Annotated in this window: 19 protein-coding genes; 5 read left to right on the top strand and 14 right to left on the bottom strand. The window is 36.3% G+C overall.

Translation table 11 applies throughout. The features are described from left to right. The first annotated feature begins 10 nt into the window (after positions 1-10). Positions 11-1,537: a carbohydrate-binding domain-containing protein gene (locus RYK20_RS01130; protein ID WP_314894104.1), complete on the top strand. Its 1,527-nt coding sequence runs from the start codon at positions 11-13 to the stop codon at positions 1,535-1,537. Positions 1,538-1,595: 58 nt separating this feature from the next. Here the strand turns inward: RYK20_RS01130 and RYK20_RS01135 are convergent, their stop codons facing one another. Then, positions 1,596-2,117 carry a ferritin gene (locus tag RYK20_RS01135; RefSeq protein WP_314894105.1) on the bottom strand — a complete coding sequence of 174 codons (522 nt, stop codon included), beginning with the start codon at positions 2,115-2,117 and terminating at the stop codon, positions 1,596-1,598. Positions 2,118-2,325: 208 nt separating this feature from the next. On the opposite strand from RYK20_RS01135, the gene RYK20_RS01140 reads away from it, so the two are divergent. Together RYK20_RS01140 and RYK20_RS01145 are read left to right on the top strand one after the other, a co-directional pair. Next, complete coding sequence (locus RYK20_RS01140) at positions 2,326-2,943, top strand: hypothetical protein (RefSeq protein ID WP_314894106.1); 618 nt, start codon at positions 2,326-2,328, stop codon at positions 2,941-2,943. An 18-nt stretch (positions 2,944-2,961) separates the two neighbouring features. Next, positions 2,962-3,279 (top strand): hypothetical protein, encoded by a 318-nt coding sequence (locus RYK20_RS01145; protein WP_314894107.1) that lies wholly within the window; start codon positions 2,962-2,964, stop codon positions 3,277-3,279. Between the two features lie 69 nt (positions 3,280-3,348). Here the strand turns inward: RYK20_RS01145 and RYK20_RS01150 are convergent, their stop codons facing one another. The 3 genes from RYK20_RS01150 to RYK20_RS01160 are packed head-to-tail and all read right to left on the bottom strand — an operon-like array spanning position 3,349 to position 6,172. Further along, the gene (locus tag RYK20_RS01150; RefSeq protein WP_314894108.1) at positions 3,349-4,509 is read right to left on the bottom strand and encodes a GlmU family protein; all 1,161 of its coding nucleotides are present in this window, start codon (positions 4,507-4,509) and stop codon (positions 3,349-3,351) included. A gap of 1 nt (position 4,510) precedes the next feature. Further along, positions 4,511-5,638, bottom strand: coding sequence for a 3,4-dihydroxy-2-butanone-4-phosphate synthase (gene ribB, locus RYK20_RS01155; RefSeq protein WP_311455811.1), 1,128 nt, complete (start codon positions 5,636-5,638; stop codon positions 4,511-4,513). 30 nt (positions 5,639-5,668) lie between these two features. Then, on the bottom strand, positions 5,669-6,172 hold the full coding sequence (locus tag RYK20_RS01160) for a hypothetical protein (protein WP_314894109.1): 504 nt from the start codon (positions 6,170-6,172) through the stop codon (positions 5,669-5,671). A 160-nt stretch (positions 6,173-6,332) separates the two neighbouring features. Between RYK20_RS01160 and RYK20_RS01165 the strand changes: the two genes are divergently transcribed. Next, positions 6,333-6,743, top strand: a complete 411-nt coding sequence (locus tag RYK20_RS01165) for a BrxA/BrxB family bacilliredoxin (protein WP_297978840.1) — start codon at positions 6,333-6,335, stop codon at positions 6,741-6,743. 57 nt (positions 6,744-6,800) lie between these two features. Next, entirely contained in the window at positions 6,801-7,685 is an 885-nt protein-coding gene (locus tag RYK20_RS01170) for an ion transporter (protein WP_297978841.1), read from the top strand. Here the strand turns inward: RYK20_RS01170 and RYK20_RS01175 are convergent, their stop codons facing one another. The 10 genes from RYK20_RS01175 to RYK20_RS01220 form a co-directional block, all read right to left on the bottom strand. Then, entirely contained in the window at positions 7,686-9,515 is a 1,830-nt protein-coding gene (locus tag RYK20_RS01175) for an ABC transporter ATP-binding protein (RefSeq protein ID WP_297978843.1), read from the bottom strand. 41 nt (positions 9,516-9,556) lie between these two features. Then, complete coding sequence (locus RYK20_RS01180) at positions 9,557-11,275, bottom strand: phospho-sugar mutase (RefSeq protein WP_314894110.1); 1,719 nt, start codon at positions 11,273-11,275, stop codon at positions 9,557-9,559. A gap of 25 nt (positions 11,276-11,300) precedes the next feature. Continuing rightward, positions 11,301-12,002 carry a M949_RS01915 family surface polysaccharide biosynthesis protein gene (locus tag RYK20_RS01185; RefSeq protein ID WP_297978846.1) on the bottom strand — a complete coding sequence of 234 codons (702 nt, stop codon included), beginning with the start codon at positions 12,000-12,002 and terminating at the stop codon, positions 11,301-11,303. A gap of 26 nt (positions 12,003-12,028) precedes the next feature. Then, positions 12,029-12,244, bottom strand: coding sequence for an AtpZ/AtpI family protein (locus RYK20_RS01190; protein WP_297978848.1), 216 nt, complete (start codon positions 12,242-12,244; stop codon positions 12,029-12,031). Then, complete coding sequence (locus RYK20_RS01195) at positions 12,216-12,632, bottom strand: polymer-forming cytoskeletal protein (protein WP_314894111.1); 417 nt, start codon at positions 12,630-12,632, stop codon at positions 12,216-12,218. The genes RYK20_RS01190 and RYK20_RS01195 overlap by 29 nt, the downstream gene beginning before the upstream one ends. A 2-nt stretch (positions 12,633-12,634) precedes the next feature. After that, positions 12,635-15,106: a hypothetical protein gene (locus RYK20_RS01200; RefSeq protein ID WP_314894112.1), complete on the bottom strand. Its 2,472-nt coding sequence runs from the start codon at positions 15,104-15,106 to the stop codon at positions 12,635-12,637. A 200-nt stretch (positions 15,107-15,306) separates the two neighbouring features. Continuing rightward, complete coding sequence (locus RYK20_RS01205) at positions 15,307-16,170, bottom strand: RNA polymerase sigma factor RpoD/SigA (RefSeq protein ID WP_297978852.1); 864 nt, start codon at positions 16,168-16,170, stop codon at positions 15,307-15,309. A 62-nt stretch (positions 16,171-16,232) separates the two neighbouring features. Continuing rightward, a complete protein-coding gene (locus RYK20_RS01210; protein WP_297978854.1) occupies positions 16,233-17,096 on the bottom strand; it encodes an RNA polymerase sigma factor RpoD/SigA in 864 nt (287 codons plus the stop codon). Between the two features lie 49 nt (positions 17,097-17,145). Then, the gene (locus RYK20_RS01215) at positions 17,146-17,352 is read right to left on the bottom strand and encodes a heavy-metal-associated domain-containing protein (RefSeq protein WP_297978856.1); all 207 of its coding nucleotides are present in this window, start codon (positions 17,350-17,352) and stop codon (positions 17,146-17,148) included. A 153-nt stretch (positions 17,353-17,505) separates the two neighbouring features. Beyond that, entirely contained in the window at positions 17,506-19,692 is a 2,187-nt protein-coding gene (locus tag RYK20_RS01220; protein ID WP_314894113.1) for a heavy metal translocating P-type ATPase, read from the bottom strand. Between the last annotated feature and the right edge of the window lie 20 nt (positions 19,693-19,712).

A 19,712-nucleotide genomic window follows, 5' to 3' on the forward strand; every position in this document is an offset into this window, starting at 1 on the left:
ATATATTTCGATGAAGAAACTTTTATTTTTGTGTAGTCTGATAGGAATATTATTCACTTCCTGTGCTGATGATATAGATGACCGTGTTCCTAAAAGAAGACCTCCCACTCCCTCTCCAGCTCCTATTCCTACTCCTAATCAAGGGATTCTGATTACTCCTTTAACAGATTCTAGTACAACTCATATGGGAGGCTCCCAAAGAGGAGAAAATCCTGATGACTTACCTTCAAACCATTCTTTTACAGAACAAGTGTTGGTGAATTTTACTGAGAGTTCTGTAACTGTAACTTCACATATAGGTATTTCCTTCGTAAAGAGAGGAGCGCATATCACCCTCACTTCTAGTGCAAATAATATAGAATATATACTCTCTGGAAGTGCCTCTTCTGGGAGCTTCAAGCTCATTAGTAGCCAGCCTTATAGGCTTACACTTAATAATTTATCTCTATCCAATGAAGATGGAGCTGCTATTCATCTGCGAGGAAATGGAAAGGCATTTATCCACCTGAATGATGATACCAATAATTTCCTCTCCGATGGTACGACTTACTCAAGCATACACGGAGAAGACCCCACAGCTACCCTATATAGTACCTCTCATATGATCATTGATGGAGAGGGAAAGCTATCTATTAAAGGAAAATATAAACACGGAATCGCTTCCTTAGGCTATTTACATATCTTAAACGGAGAAATTTCAATTACAGAGGCTTCTGAAAATGGAATTCAACTCAGAAGTCACTTTATAGGAGATGGAGGAACTATTTCTATCAATAACCAAAATGGGCAAGGGAATGCCTTAGCGGTTGGTAATGGAAGCATTATTATTAATCAAGGAAAATATCTACTAAAGGCTAAAAGTAATGGTATTGTTGCTTCAAGTGAAGAAACTACTATTGACCCTTATATTACCATCAATGGCGGAGAGATTAAGATTATTGCCTTCGCTAAAGGTATCCACACAACAAGTATACTGACCCTTACCAATGCTACAATAGACCTAAATACAATCGGGACAGCTGTAACAGGTCTTAAAGGAATTTATATCAATAGTGGATCATACAACCTTCTAGCCACTACAGGAAGTGGTTTGAGAAGTGATGAGGAGGTTGCTTTCACTGGAGGGAGAACTTTTCTCAAGTGTGGTGCTTCTCCTGAGACTCCTATCAATGTACCCCTGAGTGGAGCTTTTCATATCAAAGCTGGTACTCTTATAGCTCTTGGAGGAACACCTAGTGGTAAAGCCACTTTGAGTGAGCCCTCCCACCCTGCTATGATTTGGAATGAGCCTCTTCAATCTCAGTCTCTCTTACATCTTAGAGAAGGAAACCGAGAAGTATTTACCTTCCTTCTGCCTATCTCTGCTACTTATTTCCTTTTCTCAAGTGATAAATTTATTCAAGGAAGAAATTATGCACTTTACAAAGAAGGAAATGTATTAAATGGTACTCAAGAAAAAGGCTTATATTCTGAAGGACGATATATAGGAGGTACATTAATCCGTGAATTTACCGCAAGTAGTATTATTAACCCCTAATAAAATCAAAAAAGCTGTCATTACGACAGCTTTTTTCACTTAAATCTTTAATCTATTGTTAGTTTTCCAAGGGAATACGCTCATCTATTAACTTAAGAGCAAAGATACTTTCTTTTTCGTTTACAAATTCAAACATAGCTAGGATATCACGAACTAAGCGCTCTTCTTCCAATTGCTCCTCTACAAACCATTGTAAAAAGTTTTCACTAGCAAAGTCATCTTCTTTACGAGCTAGTTTTACGATGGCATTAATAGCATCAGTAACAGCTATTTCGTGTTCTAATGTTTTTTCATATACATCTCTTAAGCCTTTGTACTCCTGTTGTATATTCTTTACTTCTGGAGAAAAAGCTCTTACACCATTTTCATTTAGGAAATGAAATATTTTTAGCATATGACCTCTTTCTTCTGAAGAATGTTCAAGAAAAAAAGCAGCACTCTTAGTGAATCCGTGGGCATCACACCAAGAAGACATTGCCAAGTAGGTGGCACTTGCGTGAGCTTCCATTTCTACTTGTTTTTGTAATAATTCTACTACTTTAGCATTCAATACGGTTGCTTTTCTAGATAGTTTAGACATAATCTAATATTTTTGTTATTTATTTCGATGCAAAGATATTATTTTTTTTTGAAATATCATCATCTTAGAAAAAAATTATATCACATACAGAATTTTATTGCAAGGAATCACTTGAAAAATAAAGAAAAATATTTTATCTTTGCTAGATAAAAATATGAGTAATTAACTTTCTATCCTTATACAAAGGATAGGCTTAGATAAAATAAGAATGAACTCAACTTATATATTGGAAACTGCCAAAAATATAAAATGGGAGAGCCTAAAAGATTGTCTTGGTTTTATTGACTATAATGTAGTGGATATTTTAAGAGATATCATTGATGATAACCCTAATAAAAGGGAGGTTGCCTATTGGAAGCTTGACAACCATATTGTTACACAAGGAGGACTGTCAGAAAGTTGCTTCTATATACTGCCCTTTCTCAATGAACTAGTAAAAGTTACAAAAAATAGAACCCAAATTCTCAATGTAATTTTTGAAATATTCAATGGAAATGACACTTATAGCAATGGGAATTTCATAACAATTGCATATGATTCTCAGATGCTTCCCTTTAGGTACTTTGTTCCTCTTTCCCTAAACAAGGAAAAAAGACTTCTCTCCTCCATAGTTACCTATATGGAAGCGAATAAAAACAGCTATCTAAACTTACTTTGTGAGGTGTCTTGCGCTGAAGAACTTGAGACCCTGCTAACTATAATTCTATGTTTTAGGAAAGATTCTTTTGTCAAAGAGTGTTTCTATAAAGCAAAAGAACTAAAAAGGAATGAAGTATACAAAGATATTTTTGATGACTTTAGCCCTGATATAGAAGAAGTTCATTGATTATATTTAAAGAGTATTATGAAACGATTTTTTACATTTCTAAACATCTTAGAGCTATTATCGCTTAGCCTTTTCTTGCTCTTTTCTATATTATATCTTTTTGATTTGGGAAGAACAACTATAGGAAAGATAATTTCTGACTACTTAGGAGATACTATTTTGTGGTTGAACTTTATGTATGGAGGGGCTCTGGAGCTACTGACAATGCCTATAGCACTTATTATGCACTTTACCAGTAAAGCACCCTTTACTTATGCTTTATTATATATCAGTATTTTCACTATCAAAATCGCGCTTTGGGTATATATAATGACTCGAGGAGCTATAGGATACTAATAAAATCCCCTTGTAAGTATATCCTTCATACCTACAAGGGGAAATATAATCTATAAATAGGAAAATTCACTATTGGTTATCAAACAACCACTGGAGTATATCCTGTTCTTTCTCATCAAAAGCAATCCCCCTACGAGCCATCACACGCTCGGCTACGGAAAAAGCCTCATCCAAACGATATTTATCAGCAGAAGTTCCCCAAGCAAAGTTGGGGATATATTTGCTTGGAAATCCAGCAGAGAAAAGATTGGCAAACACCCCTACAGTGGTACCACTATTGATTTGGGTATTGATAGCCGTTTTCGAATGGTCTCCCATCAGTACCCCACAGAATTGCAACCCTGAAGAAGTATAATCTCCCTTCTGGTAGTCCCATAGCTGTATGGTATTATAAGTATTTTTGAGGTTGGAGACATTAGTATCCGCCCCAAGATTACACCACTGACCCAATACGGAATTGCCTAAGAAACCATCGTGCCCCTTGTTAGAATACCCCCAGATAACGGAGTTAGAAATCTCTCCTCCTACCTTACTATAAGGGCCTATGGTGGTCGCTCCATAGAGCTTAGCACCCATATTCACGGTAGCGTGCTCGCATAGGGCTATAGGCCCACGCAGATGGCTCCCCTCCATTACTTCGGCGTCCTTTCCTATGTAGATTTTCCCTTTTTGACAATTGAGGGTAGCAAACTCAATCTTGGCACCTTCTTCTATAAAGAGGTCTGCCCTATCGCCCAAGAAGCCATTGGTTGGCGAAAGCGGTGCAGAGGTACGCCCTTGAGTAAGTAGTTTAAAATCGAAATCTATCGCCTTGTCATTGTAGGTAAAAAGATCGGTAGGTTTTTCAAAAAGCACCAATGGCTCTTCCCACTCTATAGAAGGTATGGATGAAAGTGTAATACTTTTTCCCACGAAAGCCAACGTCCTCCCTTGATACGTAATAGACTCCCCTACCTCGAGAGAGCGCAATTGCTCTAAAAGTCGAGGAGTAGGCAAGAAATTTGCATAAATAGAGAGGGTAACCTCTTCTGACACACCTGTATAAGGGTACTTCTCTCGCAGATAATCTGCAGAGAGGTAAGACATTTGTGTTACCCCCAAGAGCCGTTGCCAGCGTTCCGCAAAAGTTAAAATACCTGCACGTAGCTCAGCCGAAGGACGGGTAAAAGTCAAAGGAAAGAAATCCTTTATAATGTTTTTATCCACAAAGAGAAGTCGGTCTATTTTCATATTAGTAGCTTACATAGTCTGTAATTTCCAAGCCATAGCCAGACATCCCTATATAGCGAGAGGGCTCAGAGTTGGTAAGGAGTTTCATATGAGAGATACCTAGATCGATAAGGATCTGAGCACCTATTCCTATATCCTTCACCTGAGAAGAAGGTACTTGCGAAGGGGCTTGCTTGCCTTCCTGAGCCTCCTTGATGGTTTGGATACGATGAAGAAGATTTTGAGAATAAGCTCCTTGGTTGATGACTATGAAAGCCCCTTTGCCAGCCACATCTATTTGCTGGAAGATACGATTAAGTTCGTTGTCTTTCTTGCACAAAAGCTCCAAAATATCGTTACTGATAAAGTTGGCATGGATACGAGTAAGTACAGGTTCCTCTTTTTCCCAAGTGCCTTTAGTGAAAGCCAAGTGAATCTGTCCATTGGTAGTTTGCTCATAGGCACGTAGGCGAAACTGTCCATAATCAGTGTCTATAGAAAAATCCTCTTTTTTGATAATAAGACTATCATATCGCATACGATAAGCGACTAAATCTTCTATAGAAATAATTTTAAGATTATGTTTCTCAGCGACTTTTATTAGTTGTGGTAGTCGAGCCATAGATCCATCTTCATTGAGAATCTCTATAAGAATTCCGGCAGGTTCCAGTCCAGCCAAGCGTGCCAAATCTACAGCTGCTTCGGTATGTCCTGTACGACGGAGTACCCCGCCTTCCTTGGCTTTGAGGGGAAATATATGTCCTGGACGACCAAAATCTTCTGGCTTGGTCTCAGGTTTCACCAATGCTTTGATTGTTTTAGCTCGGTCAAATACAGAAATCCCTGTAGTACAGCCCTCTCCCTTGAGGTCTATAGAAACCGTAAATTGGGTATGGTGCAATACAGTATTATTCTCCACCATCATATCCAAGCCCAATTCTTTACAACGTTTTTCTAATAGGGGGGCACAGAGCAAGCCTCTCCCATGCTGGGTCATAAAGTTAATCATTTCAGGAGTTACTTTTTCTGCAGCAGCAATAAAGTCTCCTTCATTTTCACGATCTTCATCATCTACCACAATGATGATTTTCCCTTGCTTGATATCCTCAATAGCCTCTTCTATAGTATTGAGTTTTATTTCTTGGTTCATTAATTTATTATTTATCGTTATATTTTTTTATTACCACAGTCTCAAATCTTTACTACTTTCTGCATTAGAGAGATTAAGCACAAGTGTAAAGGTAAGTCCTTTGAATACAGCATCTTCTCGAAAAGGAATCGAATACCCCACATAGGCCTGATGAATATTGAAAAAGGAAAGCCCTACACGAGGGTGAAGAGCGTGGGTATTGATTGAAGCTCCCAATCCTAAGAAAATAAGACTACATTCGTACCCTATCTCTGGGACTATTTCCATTTTAGACTGCTTACGACCATCCTCAGTAAAGGTATTCTGCGTGCCCAAATGTACTCCCGCATAGAGCGAACGGCTCACCCAGTTATATTCCGTATTGAGAGAAGCTCCTATAAAACCCAGATTATGAGAATGATTGGTATGAGTAAAAGCTCCTCTCATGCCCCAATACTCAAACTCCTGTGCCACACCAAACTCCTGTGCCACACCAAACTCCTGTGCCACACCCCATAAGGGAAAAAACAGTAAAAAGAATAATAGCTTTCTCATAAAATCCCTTTTTAAAATTTTCCTTGCAAAAGTACAATTTTTTTCCTAATTCTACATATCTTTTTAAAGTATTATTTCTGCTAAAAAATTAATCAATAAACTCTCAATCATTAATCTTTATTTTGTATCTTTGTCCCGTGAACAAGTAATACTAAAAATTATGTATCCACCAGAAATAGTAGCTCCTATGATAGCGGAGCTTGAAAATGCAGGCTTTGAATCTCTTCGTAGTGTAGAAGCTGTAGATGAGGCTATTAAAAAAGCTGGCACTACCCTTGTAGTGGTCAATTCTGTATGTGGTTGTGCGGCGAGAAATGCCCGCCCCGCGGTACTCCTTAGTCTTGAAAATGCTAAAAAACCAGATCATTTAGTAACGGTTTTTGCGGGCTTCGATACCGATGCCACTGCCCAAATGCGAGACTATATGCTCCCATTCCCACCTTCTTCTCCAAGTATCGCCCTCTTCAAGGACGGAGAGCTGGTACATATGTTGGAGAGACACCATATAGAAGGCCGTTTTGCGGAAGCAATTGCTGAAAACTTAGAGGCAGCCTATAATGAATTTTGTTAAGTAAAAGACTGAATCCAATGAAAAGGTCTTTTTCATTGGATTTTTTATTGGTTTGAGATGAAAAAACTCTTAGCATCTAAATACAGGCTCCTAAAAGTAAGGGGTTATGCTATTATCTACGGAAGAGATACTGTTGCAGGAAAGCTCTTTGACTTAATTCTCTTAGGATTTATCCTACTAAGTGCTTTCTTGGCTATTTTTGAAAGTATCCAAATGGTAAATGTTCGGATACATACTCTATTGGTAGTCCTAGAATGGATAATTACAGTTTTCTTCACCCTAGAATATGCCTTACGTATCGTCTGTTCACCTAATTGGAAACGATATGTATTTAGTTTTTATGGAATTATTGACCTTATCTCTATTTTACCTGTATACCTATCTTTTTTTATAGAAAAATCAAAATTTCTTTCCATCATACGCATTCTCAGACTATTACGTATCTTTAGAATCTTGGATTTGGTACAATTCACCCAACAAGCCAATCAGCTAAAAAAAGCTCTAAAGAATAGCCAAACGAAGATTTTTGTTTTTATCTATTTTGTACTTGTTCTCTCCGTAATTCTAGGAGCACTTATGTATATGATAGAGCCTCACGATAAAGCTTTTACGAGTATTCCCCGTAGTATTTATTGGTGTATTGTGACCCTCACCACTGTAGGTTATGGTGATGTGGTACCTACCACTACTTTCGGACAGATTATGGCTTCTGTAATTATGATATTAGGTTATGGTATTATAGCAGTTCCTACAGGTATAGTAACTTCAGAATATTCACGTACTTATAGAAAAAAGGAAGACAACAAGTTATCTATATCTCACAAAAGCGCTCCTGATATTGCTTACCCACATAGCCATACACACGGTTACTGTAAGTACTGTAATACTTATCCTCTTCCCTATGATGCTCTCTATTGCCACAAATGTGGACATAAACAATAATTATTCAAAAGATTGCATCTCTACCAGCTTACGATAAGTTCCATTCTGAGCCATTAGAGTCATATGATTTCCTTGTTCTATGATTTTTCCTTTCTCCATTACTACAATAATATCAGCATTCTGAATGGTAGAAAGCCTATGAGCTATCACAATAGAAGTACGATTTTTCATCATATTTTCTAATGCATTTTGTACCAATTTTTCACTCTCTGTATCCAAAGCAGAGGTAGCTTCGTCCAAAATCATAATAGGAGGATTTTTCAACACAGCACGAGCAATACTTAAGCGTTGTTTCTGCCCTCCTGAAAGCTTTCCGCCCATATCTCCTATATTGGTGTCAAATTTCTCAGGCAAATCTTTTATAAATTCGTATGCATTGGCTATTTTTGTCGCTTCTTCTATCTGCTCATTTGTAGCCGATGGATCTCCCAAGCGAACATTGTTAGCAATAGAATCATTAAAAAGAATAGAATCTTGAGAAACTACCCCAATGAGATCTCGTAAAGAATGTATTTTAATATCTCGAATATCTACTCCATCGAAGTTAATACTACCTTTTTCTACATCATAAAAACGCATAATAAGATTAGCAATAGTACTCTTTCCACTTCCTGATTGTCCTACCAAGGCTACTGTTTTACCTTTAGGAATCTCCAGTGAGAAGTCTTTGAGTACATAATCGTTCTGATATCTAAACCATACATTTTTCAAGGAAATAGCCGCTTGGAAATCTTTCTTTTCAAGAGCGTTTTCTTTATCAAAAATAGGATTCTGTGCGTGAATTACCTCCAGTACACGAAGAGCAGCTGCATCTCCCTGTCGTAGCTGATAAGAAGCTTTACTAATTGTCTTGGCTGGAGTGAGAATATTATAAGCTAGTCCCATATAGGCGATAAATTCAGAACCTCCCAATGTACCATCTACCAAAACCATAGTTCCACCAAACCACAGAAGTACCCCTATAGAAAGAATCCCAAGAAATTCACTAATAGGAGAAGCTAGATTCTGCCTATAAGCCAAGTTATTAGCATATGAAAAAAAACGTTGTGTGGATTCCATAAAGCGATGTATAAAAGTAGGTTGAGCATTGAACGACTTAACGATACGAAGCCCTGATATGCTTTCCTCTATTAAAGAAAGAAAGTAACCTTGTTCTGATTGTAATCGTCCTGAATGTTTTCTGAGAGTTTTCCCTACCCGAGAAATAGCCAATCCTGCTATCGGAATAAAAATGAAAACAAACAAAGTCAGTTTCAAGCTAATTCCACACATTACTATGATAGTGAATATTATTGTAAGAGGCTCTCTTACAATAAGTTCCAATATACTCAAATATGAATTCTGAAATTCAGCTATGTCTGTGGTAATTCGTGCTATAATATCTCCCTTACGCTTCTCCGAAAAATAAGAAATTGGTAAAGAAATGATTTTCTTATACATCATATTTCTCAAATCCCTCAATATCCCATTACGTAATAAGCTAATGAAAATAATCGCAAAATAATTAAAAATATTCTTTAAAAAGAAAAGGAATAGTACTAAAACTATAATATAAGAAAGAGCCTGTAAAGGGTCATTCCCTGTATGTTGAGTTACTTGATAGTTCAAATATTCCTTAAAATAAATATTCGCCTCTGCAATTCCATTATACTGAGGTTTCTGATATATCCTAGAATTGGTGTCAAATAACACCTCTAACATCGGGATCAGCGCCACGAAAGATAAGGAACTAAAAAGTGCATATAGAATATTAAAAAAAATATTCAAGAAAACATATCGCTTATAAGGAAGTATGTAAGGATAGAGTCGTTTGATATTGGCTACGTTCATTCAATAATAATATATAAGAAAATCATTCTTTACTTAAGAATTTACAGATTCCATTCTTTTGTTATCTGCTGAATTTTAGTAAGTAATTCTTTTTGAGTTTGTTCATAAGCTTCTGTTGAGGCTAATGGAGCATTTACACTAAAATAGAACTTTATCTTAGGTTCCGTTCCACTAGGGCGAGCTGCTACTTTAGTTCCTTTATCTGTGTAATAAATGAGCACATTGGACTTAGGAATATCAATCTGTGTTTCCTTTCCTGTGATAAAATCTTTCTTAAGAGATAGTTGATAATCCTCAAGACAAACTACCTGCTCTCCTGCTATTGTTTTTAGAGGATTTTCACGGAAATTTTTCATCATTTGGCTGATTTCTTCCGCTCCACTTACTCCTTTTTTCACTACAGATATCAAAAATTCCTGATAAAGACCAAATTCTTCATACATTTTGAGCATTTCTTTGAAAAAAGAGCTTCCTTTAGCCTTTGCCTCTGCTGCAATTCCCATAGCAAGCAAAGCAGAGGTAGCCGCATCCTTATCCCTCACAAAATCACCTACCATATAACCAAAACTTTCTTCTCCTCCACCTATAAATTGCTGTTCAGGAAAATCTTTTATCATCTTGGCTATCCACTTGAATCCCGTAAGACCTTCCTTGTATTCCACCCCATAAGCCTCTGCCAACTTACGCATCAGAGGTGTAGAAACAATAGTGGAAGCAATAAATTCATTTCCCTTTCTCTCTCCTTTTTCCTTCCATTTATCTAGGAGATACTTAGTCATCAGGAGCATTGTCTGATTTCCATTAAGAAGTACCATTTTTCCATTAAGATCACGTACTGCTATTCCTATACGATCGCTATCAGGATCAGTTCCAAAGACGATATCAGCCTGTAACTCTTCTGCTTTCTTAAGAGCCATTGTAAGAGCCTCAGGCTCTTCAGGATTAGGAGATTTCACTGTAGGAAAACTACCGTCAGGAGTAGCTTGTTCCTGAACTATATGTAAGGAAGTATAGCCTGCACGTTTTAATAATTCAGGAATAATTGTTACTGAAGTACCATGCAAAGGAGTATAAACAATCTTCAAATCAGATTTCCCTTGAATAGAGAAATTTGCTTTCTGCAAAGAAGCATTAATAAAAGCTTCATCTATCTGTGTATCAACCTTTTCAATAAGAGATTCATTCGCTACGAATTGAATATCTGCAAATTGAACCTTATCAATAGCTTCCATTATTTCCTTATCTTGAGGAGGTACTAGCTGTCCCCCATCAGTCCAATATACCTTATATCCATTATATTCTGGAGGATTATGTGAAGCCGTAAGAACAATCCCACTATGACAATTCAGATAACGTATAGCAAAAGAAAGCTCTGGAGTAGGACGAAGTTCAGAAAAAAGGAATACCTTTATTCCATTGGCAGAAAGCACATCTGCTACTATTTTGGCAAAATCCTGAGAATTATGGCGACAGTCATAGGCAATGACCACTCTTACTTGCTCATTAGGATATACTTTCTTAAGATAATTACTCAATCCCTGAGTGTTTTTTCCTAAAGTATAACGGTTCATACGATTGGTACCTATCCCCATAATTCCACGCATTCCTCCTGTACCAAATTCTAAGTTTTTATGGAAACATTCTATTAGTTCTTCAGGGTTTCCATCAAGAAGCTGACGAACTTTTTCCTGTGTTTGCACGTCAAAGGTCGCACTCAACCAAGATTGTGCATTAATTTTACTTTTTTCTAATAAACTCATATATGTATTTTTATAGAATAAAATCTTATCTTTTTAATTTTTTAAAATCTGCTGAATCAAACAGAGTAAGTTGATTCTCCTGTAACCTATTAACTGTATCAAATATCTTTTGACGAATAGGCTGAGGTAATGTATAATAAGCAGGATCTATTTGTGTTTCTCTAAAATCATCATCAGGGTCATCTTGGTGGCGAATACCTATTTTTTCTCCTTTATAATAAGCTAAAATTTTAACTTTACCTCGATCAGGATCTCCATCAGTAGGAGCGGCTCCATAGACGATAATGGGATCTACATACCCATCATTATCTAAATCCAAAAATGAAGCAAACTTTGTCCAGAACCAAATAGAAAACTCCCATCCCTCCCACTGAGGACGGTAATCATAAAGTATTTTGACTACTTGAAACGTATTTCCTTTCTCTAGAAGATGAAAAGCTTTAATTTTATCATTTATAATTTCTCCCTCACTATTTTTTTTATAATTTAAGGTTCCCCTCTTTGAGTTTTCATAGAGTTTATTCTCTGTAAATACCCAAAAATGCTTTCCTTCTTTATCAGAATAGGTATATACCCTAAAAATAGGATATTCAACACCTAATTTTTTCTTTACTTTGGTAGGAAAAAGCTGTTGTACTTGCTCTTCTTTTAGGAGTTGAGGGCTACTTACTTCTTGAGAGTATGCCACCAGAGAGAAGAAAAAACTCAATAGAAGTAATTTTCTCATAGATTATTCTAAAATTCATTAAATTATTAGTCTCTCATTTGATTTACTTGCTTAATAACTGAATATAATGATGCAAATACTCCAAAGAGAAGAAGCCCTAACACCCCCCAAGGAGAGATGATAGGATATTCTTTATCTAGCCAATTTCCACAATAAGCACAAAGCCCTATTGTAACGGACATTTGAAGACCTAACTGAGAGAACTTAATCCAATTATTTAGATTCTTTTTTGATTGGTTCATTATTTATAGTAGTCTTAGTACTTGCCCCTCCCATAGAACAAGTAACATTGAATATAGCTCCTGGCTCTATTGCTAGCTTCTCAGCTTGTACTGTTCCTTGTATATTAGCTGTTGATTTAAGGCTCAAAGTACCTTTTACTATAAGACTTTTGGCAATTATAGTACCTTCTACATCTGCATTGGCGCAAATAACTTCCCCTCGTATGATACCATCCTTACCTACTACAAGGCGACCTGTAGTGGTGATATTCCCTTCTATTTCTCCATCAATACGAAAGTCAGAAGCTGAATTCACTTCTCCTTTTATAATTGTTCCTGCTATAATGCGGTTACTTCCTCCTAATGAATTGTCTGCTGCCATAGGCTTTTTATTTTCTTTATTAAACATTGTTAGTTATTTTTATATTCTTCTTTATTTTTATATACTTGAATAATAGTATAATTTTCTGACGAAATTACGAAATATTTTTGAATTATAAAAGAATTTTTATTGTTTTTTTGTTTATCTTTTTCTTTTTTCTCTTGTTGATTTTCTTTGAGACGTTCTATAAAAGTATTAGCCATTTGATTAGTAACAAAACCGTGAAGTACAAGCCATTTTTCCTGCCCATCATATACATCTTCACTGAGTGTTATATATGCTAATCCATTCTCCTCAAGATATTTCTTTAGGTTATCTACATCTTCTGTGGAATAAGATTCTATAACTATCTTCCAAGAAGAAGCTTTCTGGTCGGGTTCAAAGGAAGGTTTTTCTTCCTTAAGTATTTTCAAATCTTTCTGTATTAATTCTGCTTGCTTAGTATTGGGATATTCTTTAACAATATGCTCCAATTCTTGAATATATGGTAATTTTCCATCTAATCGTGCTATAGCTTTTGCTTTAAGAATTTCCCAATCAGGAGCCTGAGGAGACCTCTTATATAATGCTTTATGCTGCTGTATATAATCCAATACTTGCTTATAATTCTGTTGTGCAAGGAGTTCCTGTAAAGAGTCATATTGTTCCTGTAACTCTTTTTCATTGGTAGTTACTTCTCCTTGAAGAATTTTCGCATAATCCGATTGAGGATAAGAAGCCAACAAACGTTCCTTATAGGACTGAGAATTATTCATTCCATCACCTATCGTATATAGCTGATATAATGCTTTTTGGATAAGTTCATCATCCTTGGTAAGAGATAATAAACGATTCAGACGTTCCTGAGCCAATTTTCCTTCTTTGAATTTTTCCCAATACAATTCTCCTACCTGATAAAGAGCTCTTTCTCTTTCTTTTGATAATTGTTCTTGTTGTTCTTTTGAAGGTAACTTACTAATAAACTCTTCTGGAGAAAGTTTCTGTATGTGAGTAGTATCTACTTCTGTATTAGAAGAAAATTGAGCTGTTACTACACTTGACCAACGCCAATTATCTGTAAGCGGTCTGTCTCCATATTGTCTGGTAAAGAATTGCTTTCCATAGGCAACCGTTTGTGGAGCATAGAAATAGAATCCTTCTTGAGGTTTTTCTACTTGTTTTTGAGATTTTTTTCCAAAATCTGTTATTTTTACAGTTTTTTTCTCTGATAATTTATTAATAGAATCAACATATTTCTGGAAGAAAGCCATTCTTTGTTCCTCTGGCATAGCCACAATTCCTAGAATACTATCCGCTTTTTGTATCGTTCCTTCATAGGCAGTGATTTGAGCCAAATTATCTTTCTTTCTTCTTATATATATATATTCCAGAGTTTTCTTAGGAGTATATACCAATGTACTATCATAATGAGTATAGGACAAAGGATAGTTTTTTTCCTTAAAATAAAGTTCTGCTAAGTGCTGATGTGAACGTTTTTTTAGTTCTTCATTTCCCTTATTTTTATCCAAGGAACGATGGTAATAATCAATAGCTCCTTTATTTTTTTTCTCATTTTCAAGGTATAATGCGTGCTGGAAATAAATAAGATCCAAAAAATTCTTATGCTCATAGAGCTTCTCCATTTTATAGAGTTTTTCAAGGTAAGTTACTTTTTCTTCTGGAGAAAGAGTTTGGGTACGAGCTTTTCCTATTTGAGCCTCTACCCATAAGCGACGAGGAATATTCCAATTTTGCTTAATTGTTTTTTGATAATACACTTGTGCTGAATCTCTCTGATTTTGTCGTTCAAAGAGCTGTCCTATAATGAAGTAATAACGACCTCTAAGGGATTTTTTTCTGGTTTCGCTACTTGCATTCTTAAGAGCGTCTATAGCCTTAGGATATTCCTTCAAATTAATAAACGCTTGAGCTAAAACAGCGTGTAAGCCAGCTCGTTCCTTTCTTTTAGGATTCTCTTCCAAGAGAATTTTTTCCAAATCTGTTATAGCCATTTCTTCCCTTCCTAACTGAATAAGGGCTTTTTCCCTCCATACAGTTGCATTGTAGCGTTGGTTTGTCTCCCCATAGTTAGTAAGAAGGTGGTTAAAAGCTTCTAATGCAGGAATATACCTACCATTATAGTAACGAGCCTTCCCAAGAAGCATATAAGCATCATCTATCTTTCGGTTTTTTTGCTTCCCATCAAAGACCATAGAGTGTCGTTGAATAGCTTTAATAGCTTTCTCTTCGGCGCGGTCAAAATGAGGATTTCCTTCTCCTTTTGAGAGATATTCCTCTGGTAAAGTTTCTGCTTCCACAGGAAGTATTTCAAAATAATTCTCAAGATATTTCTCTGAAATTTCTTTCTTACCTTCCTCAAGAGCCAGATTCCCATTGTATAGGACATTATACATAGTAGGAATCATACGAAACTGACGGTTATAATAAGTATCTGCTTTAGTGGTACAACCTACCCAAAGAACAAGTACCCCTACACCGATTATATATTTTAACACCTTCATTTAGAAAAATAATAATATGGCGCAAGTTAGTCATTTTTTTTTAATAGACCAACAAATTTAGGTAATTTATAAGAGAAAAGAGAGAATTATCAGTGTGATAATTCTCTCTTATCCTTATACATTTATTCTACTTTAACATACAACCTTCCTGAGTTTTTTATTTATTTTGATGTAAATCAATCTATTACAATAAAATGATTTTATCCCAAATATGTTTTCAAGATTTTGCTTCGGGAGGTATGCTTAAGCCTACGGATAGCTTTTTCCTTAATCTGTCGAACGCGTTCCCGAGTGAGTTCAAAAGTCTCCCCTATCTCCTCAAGAGTCATAGGATAATTCTCTCCTAAGCCAAAATAAAGACGAATAACATCTGCTTCGCGTGGGGTAAGGTTCTTCAAAGCACGTTCTATTTCTGTTTTAAGGGATTCGTGCATTAGCTCTTTATCTGGATTGGGAGATTCTCCACTACGGAGAACATCATATAAGTTAGAGTCTTCACCCTCTACCAGAGGAGCATCCATTGAAATATGTCTCCCTGAATTCTTCATTGATTCCTTCACATCACTTACAGACATATCCAATTCCCTAGCAATTTCCTCCGCTGATGGTACTCGCTCGTGTGCTTGCTCCAGATAGGCATACATTTTATTAATCTTATTAATAGAGCCTATCTTATTTAGTGGCAAGCGAACAATACGAGATTGCTCTGCCAAGGCTTGAAGAATGGACTGACGAATCCACCATACAGCATAAGAAATAAACTTAAAACCACGTGTCTCATCAAAGCGTTGTGCGGCTTTAATAAGTCCCATATTCCCTTCATTGATAAGGTCCGGCAAGGTAAGCCCTTGATTCTGATATTGCTTTGCTACAGAAACCACAAATCGCAGATTGGCTTTGGTAAGGCGTTCTAGAGCTATCTTATCCCCTGCTTTGATTCGCTGTGCTAGTTCTACTTCCTCCTCTGCCGAGATCAAATCTACTTTTCCTATTTCCTGCAAATATTTGTCTAGTGAGGCAGTTTCTCTATTGGTAACCTGCTTGGTAATTTTTAGCTGTCTCATTCTAATTATCTTTCATTAAGGGTTTATCATTTTTATATTTTAAAGCTATTTTTCTCAAGGATTTAGCCTAGATAATTCTTAAGTATTTTACTTCGGGAAGTATGCTTTAGTTTCTTAATAGCTCTTTCTTTTATTTGCCTAATACGCTCCCGAGTACGCCCGAAATCTTCGGCTATTTCATCCAATGTTTTAGGTGCATTTCCGCCTAAGGCAAAGTACAAACGAATGACATTCGCTTCATCCGAAGTAAGAGTTTCCAAGGCTCGTTCTATTTCTGTTCTAAGAGATTCATACATCAGTTCTTTATCTGGATTAGGAGATTCCCCACTACGAAGAACGTCGTATAGGTTAGCATCTTCCCCTTCCACTAAAGGAGCATCCATCGAGATATGTCTCCCTGAATTCTTCATTGATTCCTTCACATCCTCTACTGACATATCCAACTCCCTAGCAATTTCCTCCGCTGATGGTACTCGCTCGTGAGCTTGCTCCAGATAGGCATACATTTTATTAATCTTATTAATAGATCCTATCTTATTTAGTGGCAAGCGAACAATACGAGATTGCTCTGCCAAGGCTTGAAGAATGGACTGACGAATCCACCATACAGCATAAGAAATAAACTTAAAACCACGTGTCTCATCAAAGCGTTGCGCGGCTTTAATAAGTCCCATATTCCCTTCATTAATAAGGTCTGGCAAGGTAAGCCCTTGATTCTGATATTGCTTTGCTACAGAAACTACAAATCGCAGATTGGCTTTGGTAAGGCGTTCTAGGGCGATTCTATCACCTGCTTTAATTCGTTGTGCTAGTTCTACTTCTTCCTCAGCAGAAATAAGTTCTACTTTTCCTATTTCTTGTAAATACTTATCCAGAGAGGCAGTTTCTCTATTGGTAACTTGCTTGGTTATCTTAAGTTGTCTCATTGATAAAAAAAATATTTTATGAATATTTCAGGATTTCAGTAGGTATTAATTATTTTATCTCTGCTTTAAAGCCTGCTTTTTCTACTATTTTTTGTATTTGTAAAGCAGAGAGAGAGGTTTCTACTGTAAGCGTCTTATCTGGTGAAGTAAGATCAGCCTTCCAAGAAGCTATTTCTGTATTAGTATTAAGCTCCTTAGCTACCTTATCTACACACCCTTGACATTTGAAGTTTGTTTTGAATTCAAAAGTAGTCATTATGTTGATTTTTATTGTTTTTACTCTGTTTTCTTATCCTTAATTTATTAAGTATTATTCTTTAGAATAAGCAAATTATTATATTAACAAAAATCATTCCAAATTATTATTTATTAGAAAACTTTAACCGAAAATAAAACAATATAACTATTTTTATATTTTCTTTCCTTTCAATAACAGACTATTCGTCACAACACTGACACTACTGAAAGCCATCGCTGCCCCTGCATACATAGGGTCAAGTAACTTCCCTGTAAGGAAATATAATACCCCTGCTGCCATAGGAATCCCTATCAGATTATAAATAAAAGCCCAAAACAGGTTCTGGCGGATAGTGCGTAAGGTTTGTACTGACAAATTGACCGTTTTAGGTATCTTCAATAAGTCCGAAGAAATAAGTGTCAGTTGAGCCACTTCCATTGCTATATCGCTTCCTTTACCCATTGCAATACTTACATCGGCTTGTGCTAAGGCTTGACTATCATTAATCCCATCTCCTACCATTGCAACTACTTTTCCTTGAGCTTGTAGTTCTTTCACAAAATCTTGCTTTTCCTGAGGTTTTACTTGGCTTTTTAAGTGAGTAATTCCTACCTCCTTAGCTATATGAGAAGCTACAGGAAGCTGATCTCCTGTAAGCATATACACTTCTATTCCTTGTTTTTGTAGTTTTTTTATCGCCAGTGCAGAAGTATCTTTCACCTTATCAGCCATAAAGATAAGAGCCAGAATACGTTGTTCATCAGCAAGTCCTACTAAGCTACCTTGTGACTGATAATGATTTATTTTTTCCCTAAAATCATCTGATAAAAATACACCATATTCTTCTAACCAAGAAAGATTTCCCACACGATAATATTTTCCTTCTACCAGAGCCTCTACTCCTGCTCCAGAAATCTCCTTCACTTGAGTTAAGATAATAGGAGATGTTTCTTTCCAATGTGCTACTATTGCCTGAGCTAAAGGATGTGAAGAGTGTTGTTCCATCGTATAGAGAATAGGCTGATCCCTATCTTTATTTTCCCAAAAATCTTGTACCACTGTAGGGCTTCCTTGAGTGATTGTCCCTGTTTTGTCTAATATTATTGCATTTATTTTGCTTGCTAGTTCTATACTTTGTGCATCTTTGATAAGGATACCATTCTCAGCTCCTTTCCCTATACCTACCATAATAGCTGTAGGTGTTGCCAATCCTAAAGCACAAGGACAAGCTATCACCAAAACACTCACAAAAGCCTGCAATCCGTGTGAAAATCCATTCTCTTTGTCTAATAACATCCATAAGAAGAAAGAAATTATAGCAATTATTATAACAATAGGAACAAAAATACCAGCTATTTTATCAACTAATTTCTGTACAGGAGGCTTAGTTCCTTGTGCATCCTCTACCGCTTTAATAATAGAAGAAAGTAAAGTATGTTCTCCCACTTTCTCAGCTCGCATCTGGATAGCTCCTTGTCCATTGGTAGTCCCTGCAAAAAGAGCATTTCCTATTACTTTTCTCACAGGAAGAGACTCTCCTGTAATCATACTTTCATCTACATAAGTCTCTCCCTCAGTTACAATACCATCTACAGGTATTTTTTGCCCTGATTTCACTAAAAGAATTTCTCCTTTCTGGACTTTTTCTATGGGAACCTCTTCCCAATTTTCATTCTTATGAACATATACTATAGTTGGCTTAAGCCCCATTAATTTACGAATTGCTTGAGAAGTACGTCCCTTAGCCGATTCTTCCAGCATTCTTCCTAATAAAATAAAAGAAACTATCATTACAGCCGATTCAAAATACAGATGAGGAGCTATACCATATCGTTCCCAAAAGCTCCTAAAAACAAGACTTGAAAGGCTATAAAGGTAAGCTACCGAGATACTCAAAGCCACCAGAGTATCCATATTTGCCGAACGATGCTTAAGCTGATTATAAGCTCCTTTAAAGAATCTTTTACCAAAGAAAACCAAACCTATAGTAGCCAATAATGCTTGAAACCAATCACTATAAGGAAAATGCAAATGAAACATAGAAATCAGAAAAACAGGAAGAGAGCAACACACACTTCCCCAAAAAGTACGTTGCAAAGCCTTATAATGTTCCTCCTCCCTTTGCTGAAGTATCTCTTGGTTCACAGGAGTAATTACCAGCCCATAACCTGCCTCTTCTACTTGATGCTTAAGGACTTCTGCAGAGGTTATTGAAGCATCAAATGTAATTGTAGCTTTTCCATTGGCGTAATTTACACTTGCTTCCTTCACTCCTTTTGCCTGTTGTAACACTTTCTCCACAGCCACAGCACAGGAAGCACACATCATTCCTTCAATAGGATATTGTTCTTTTTGCATTATTAATCTATTTAGAAAAC

This window comes from uncultured Capnocytophaga sp., assembly GCF_963525585.1.
Classification (GTDB): Bacteria; Bacteroidota; Bacteroidia; order Flavobacteriales; family Flavobacteriaceae; genus Capnocytophaga.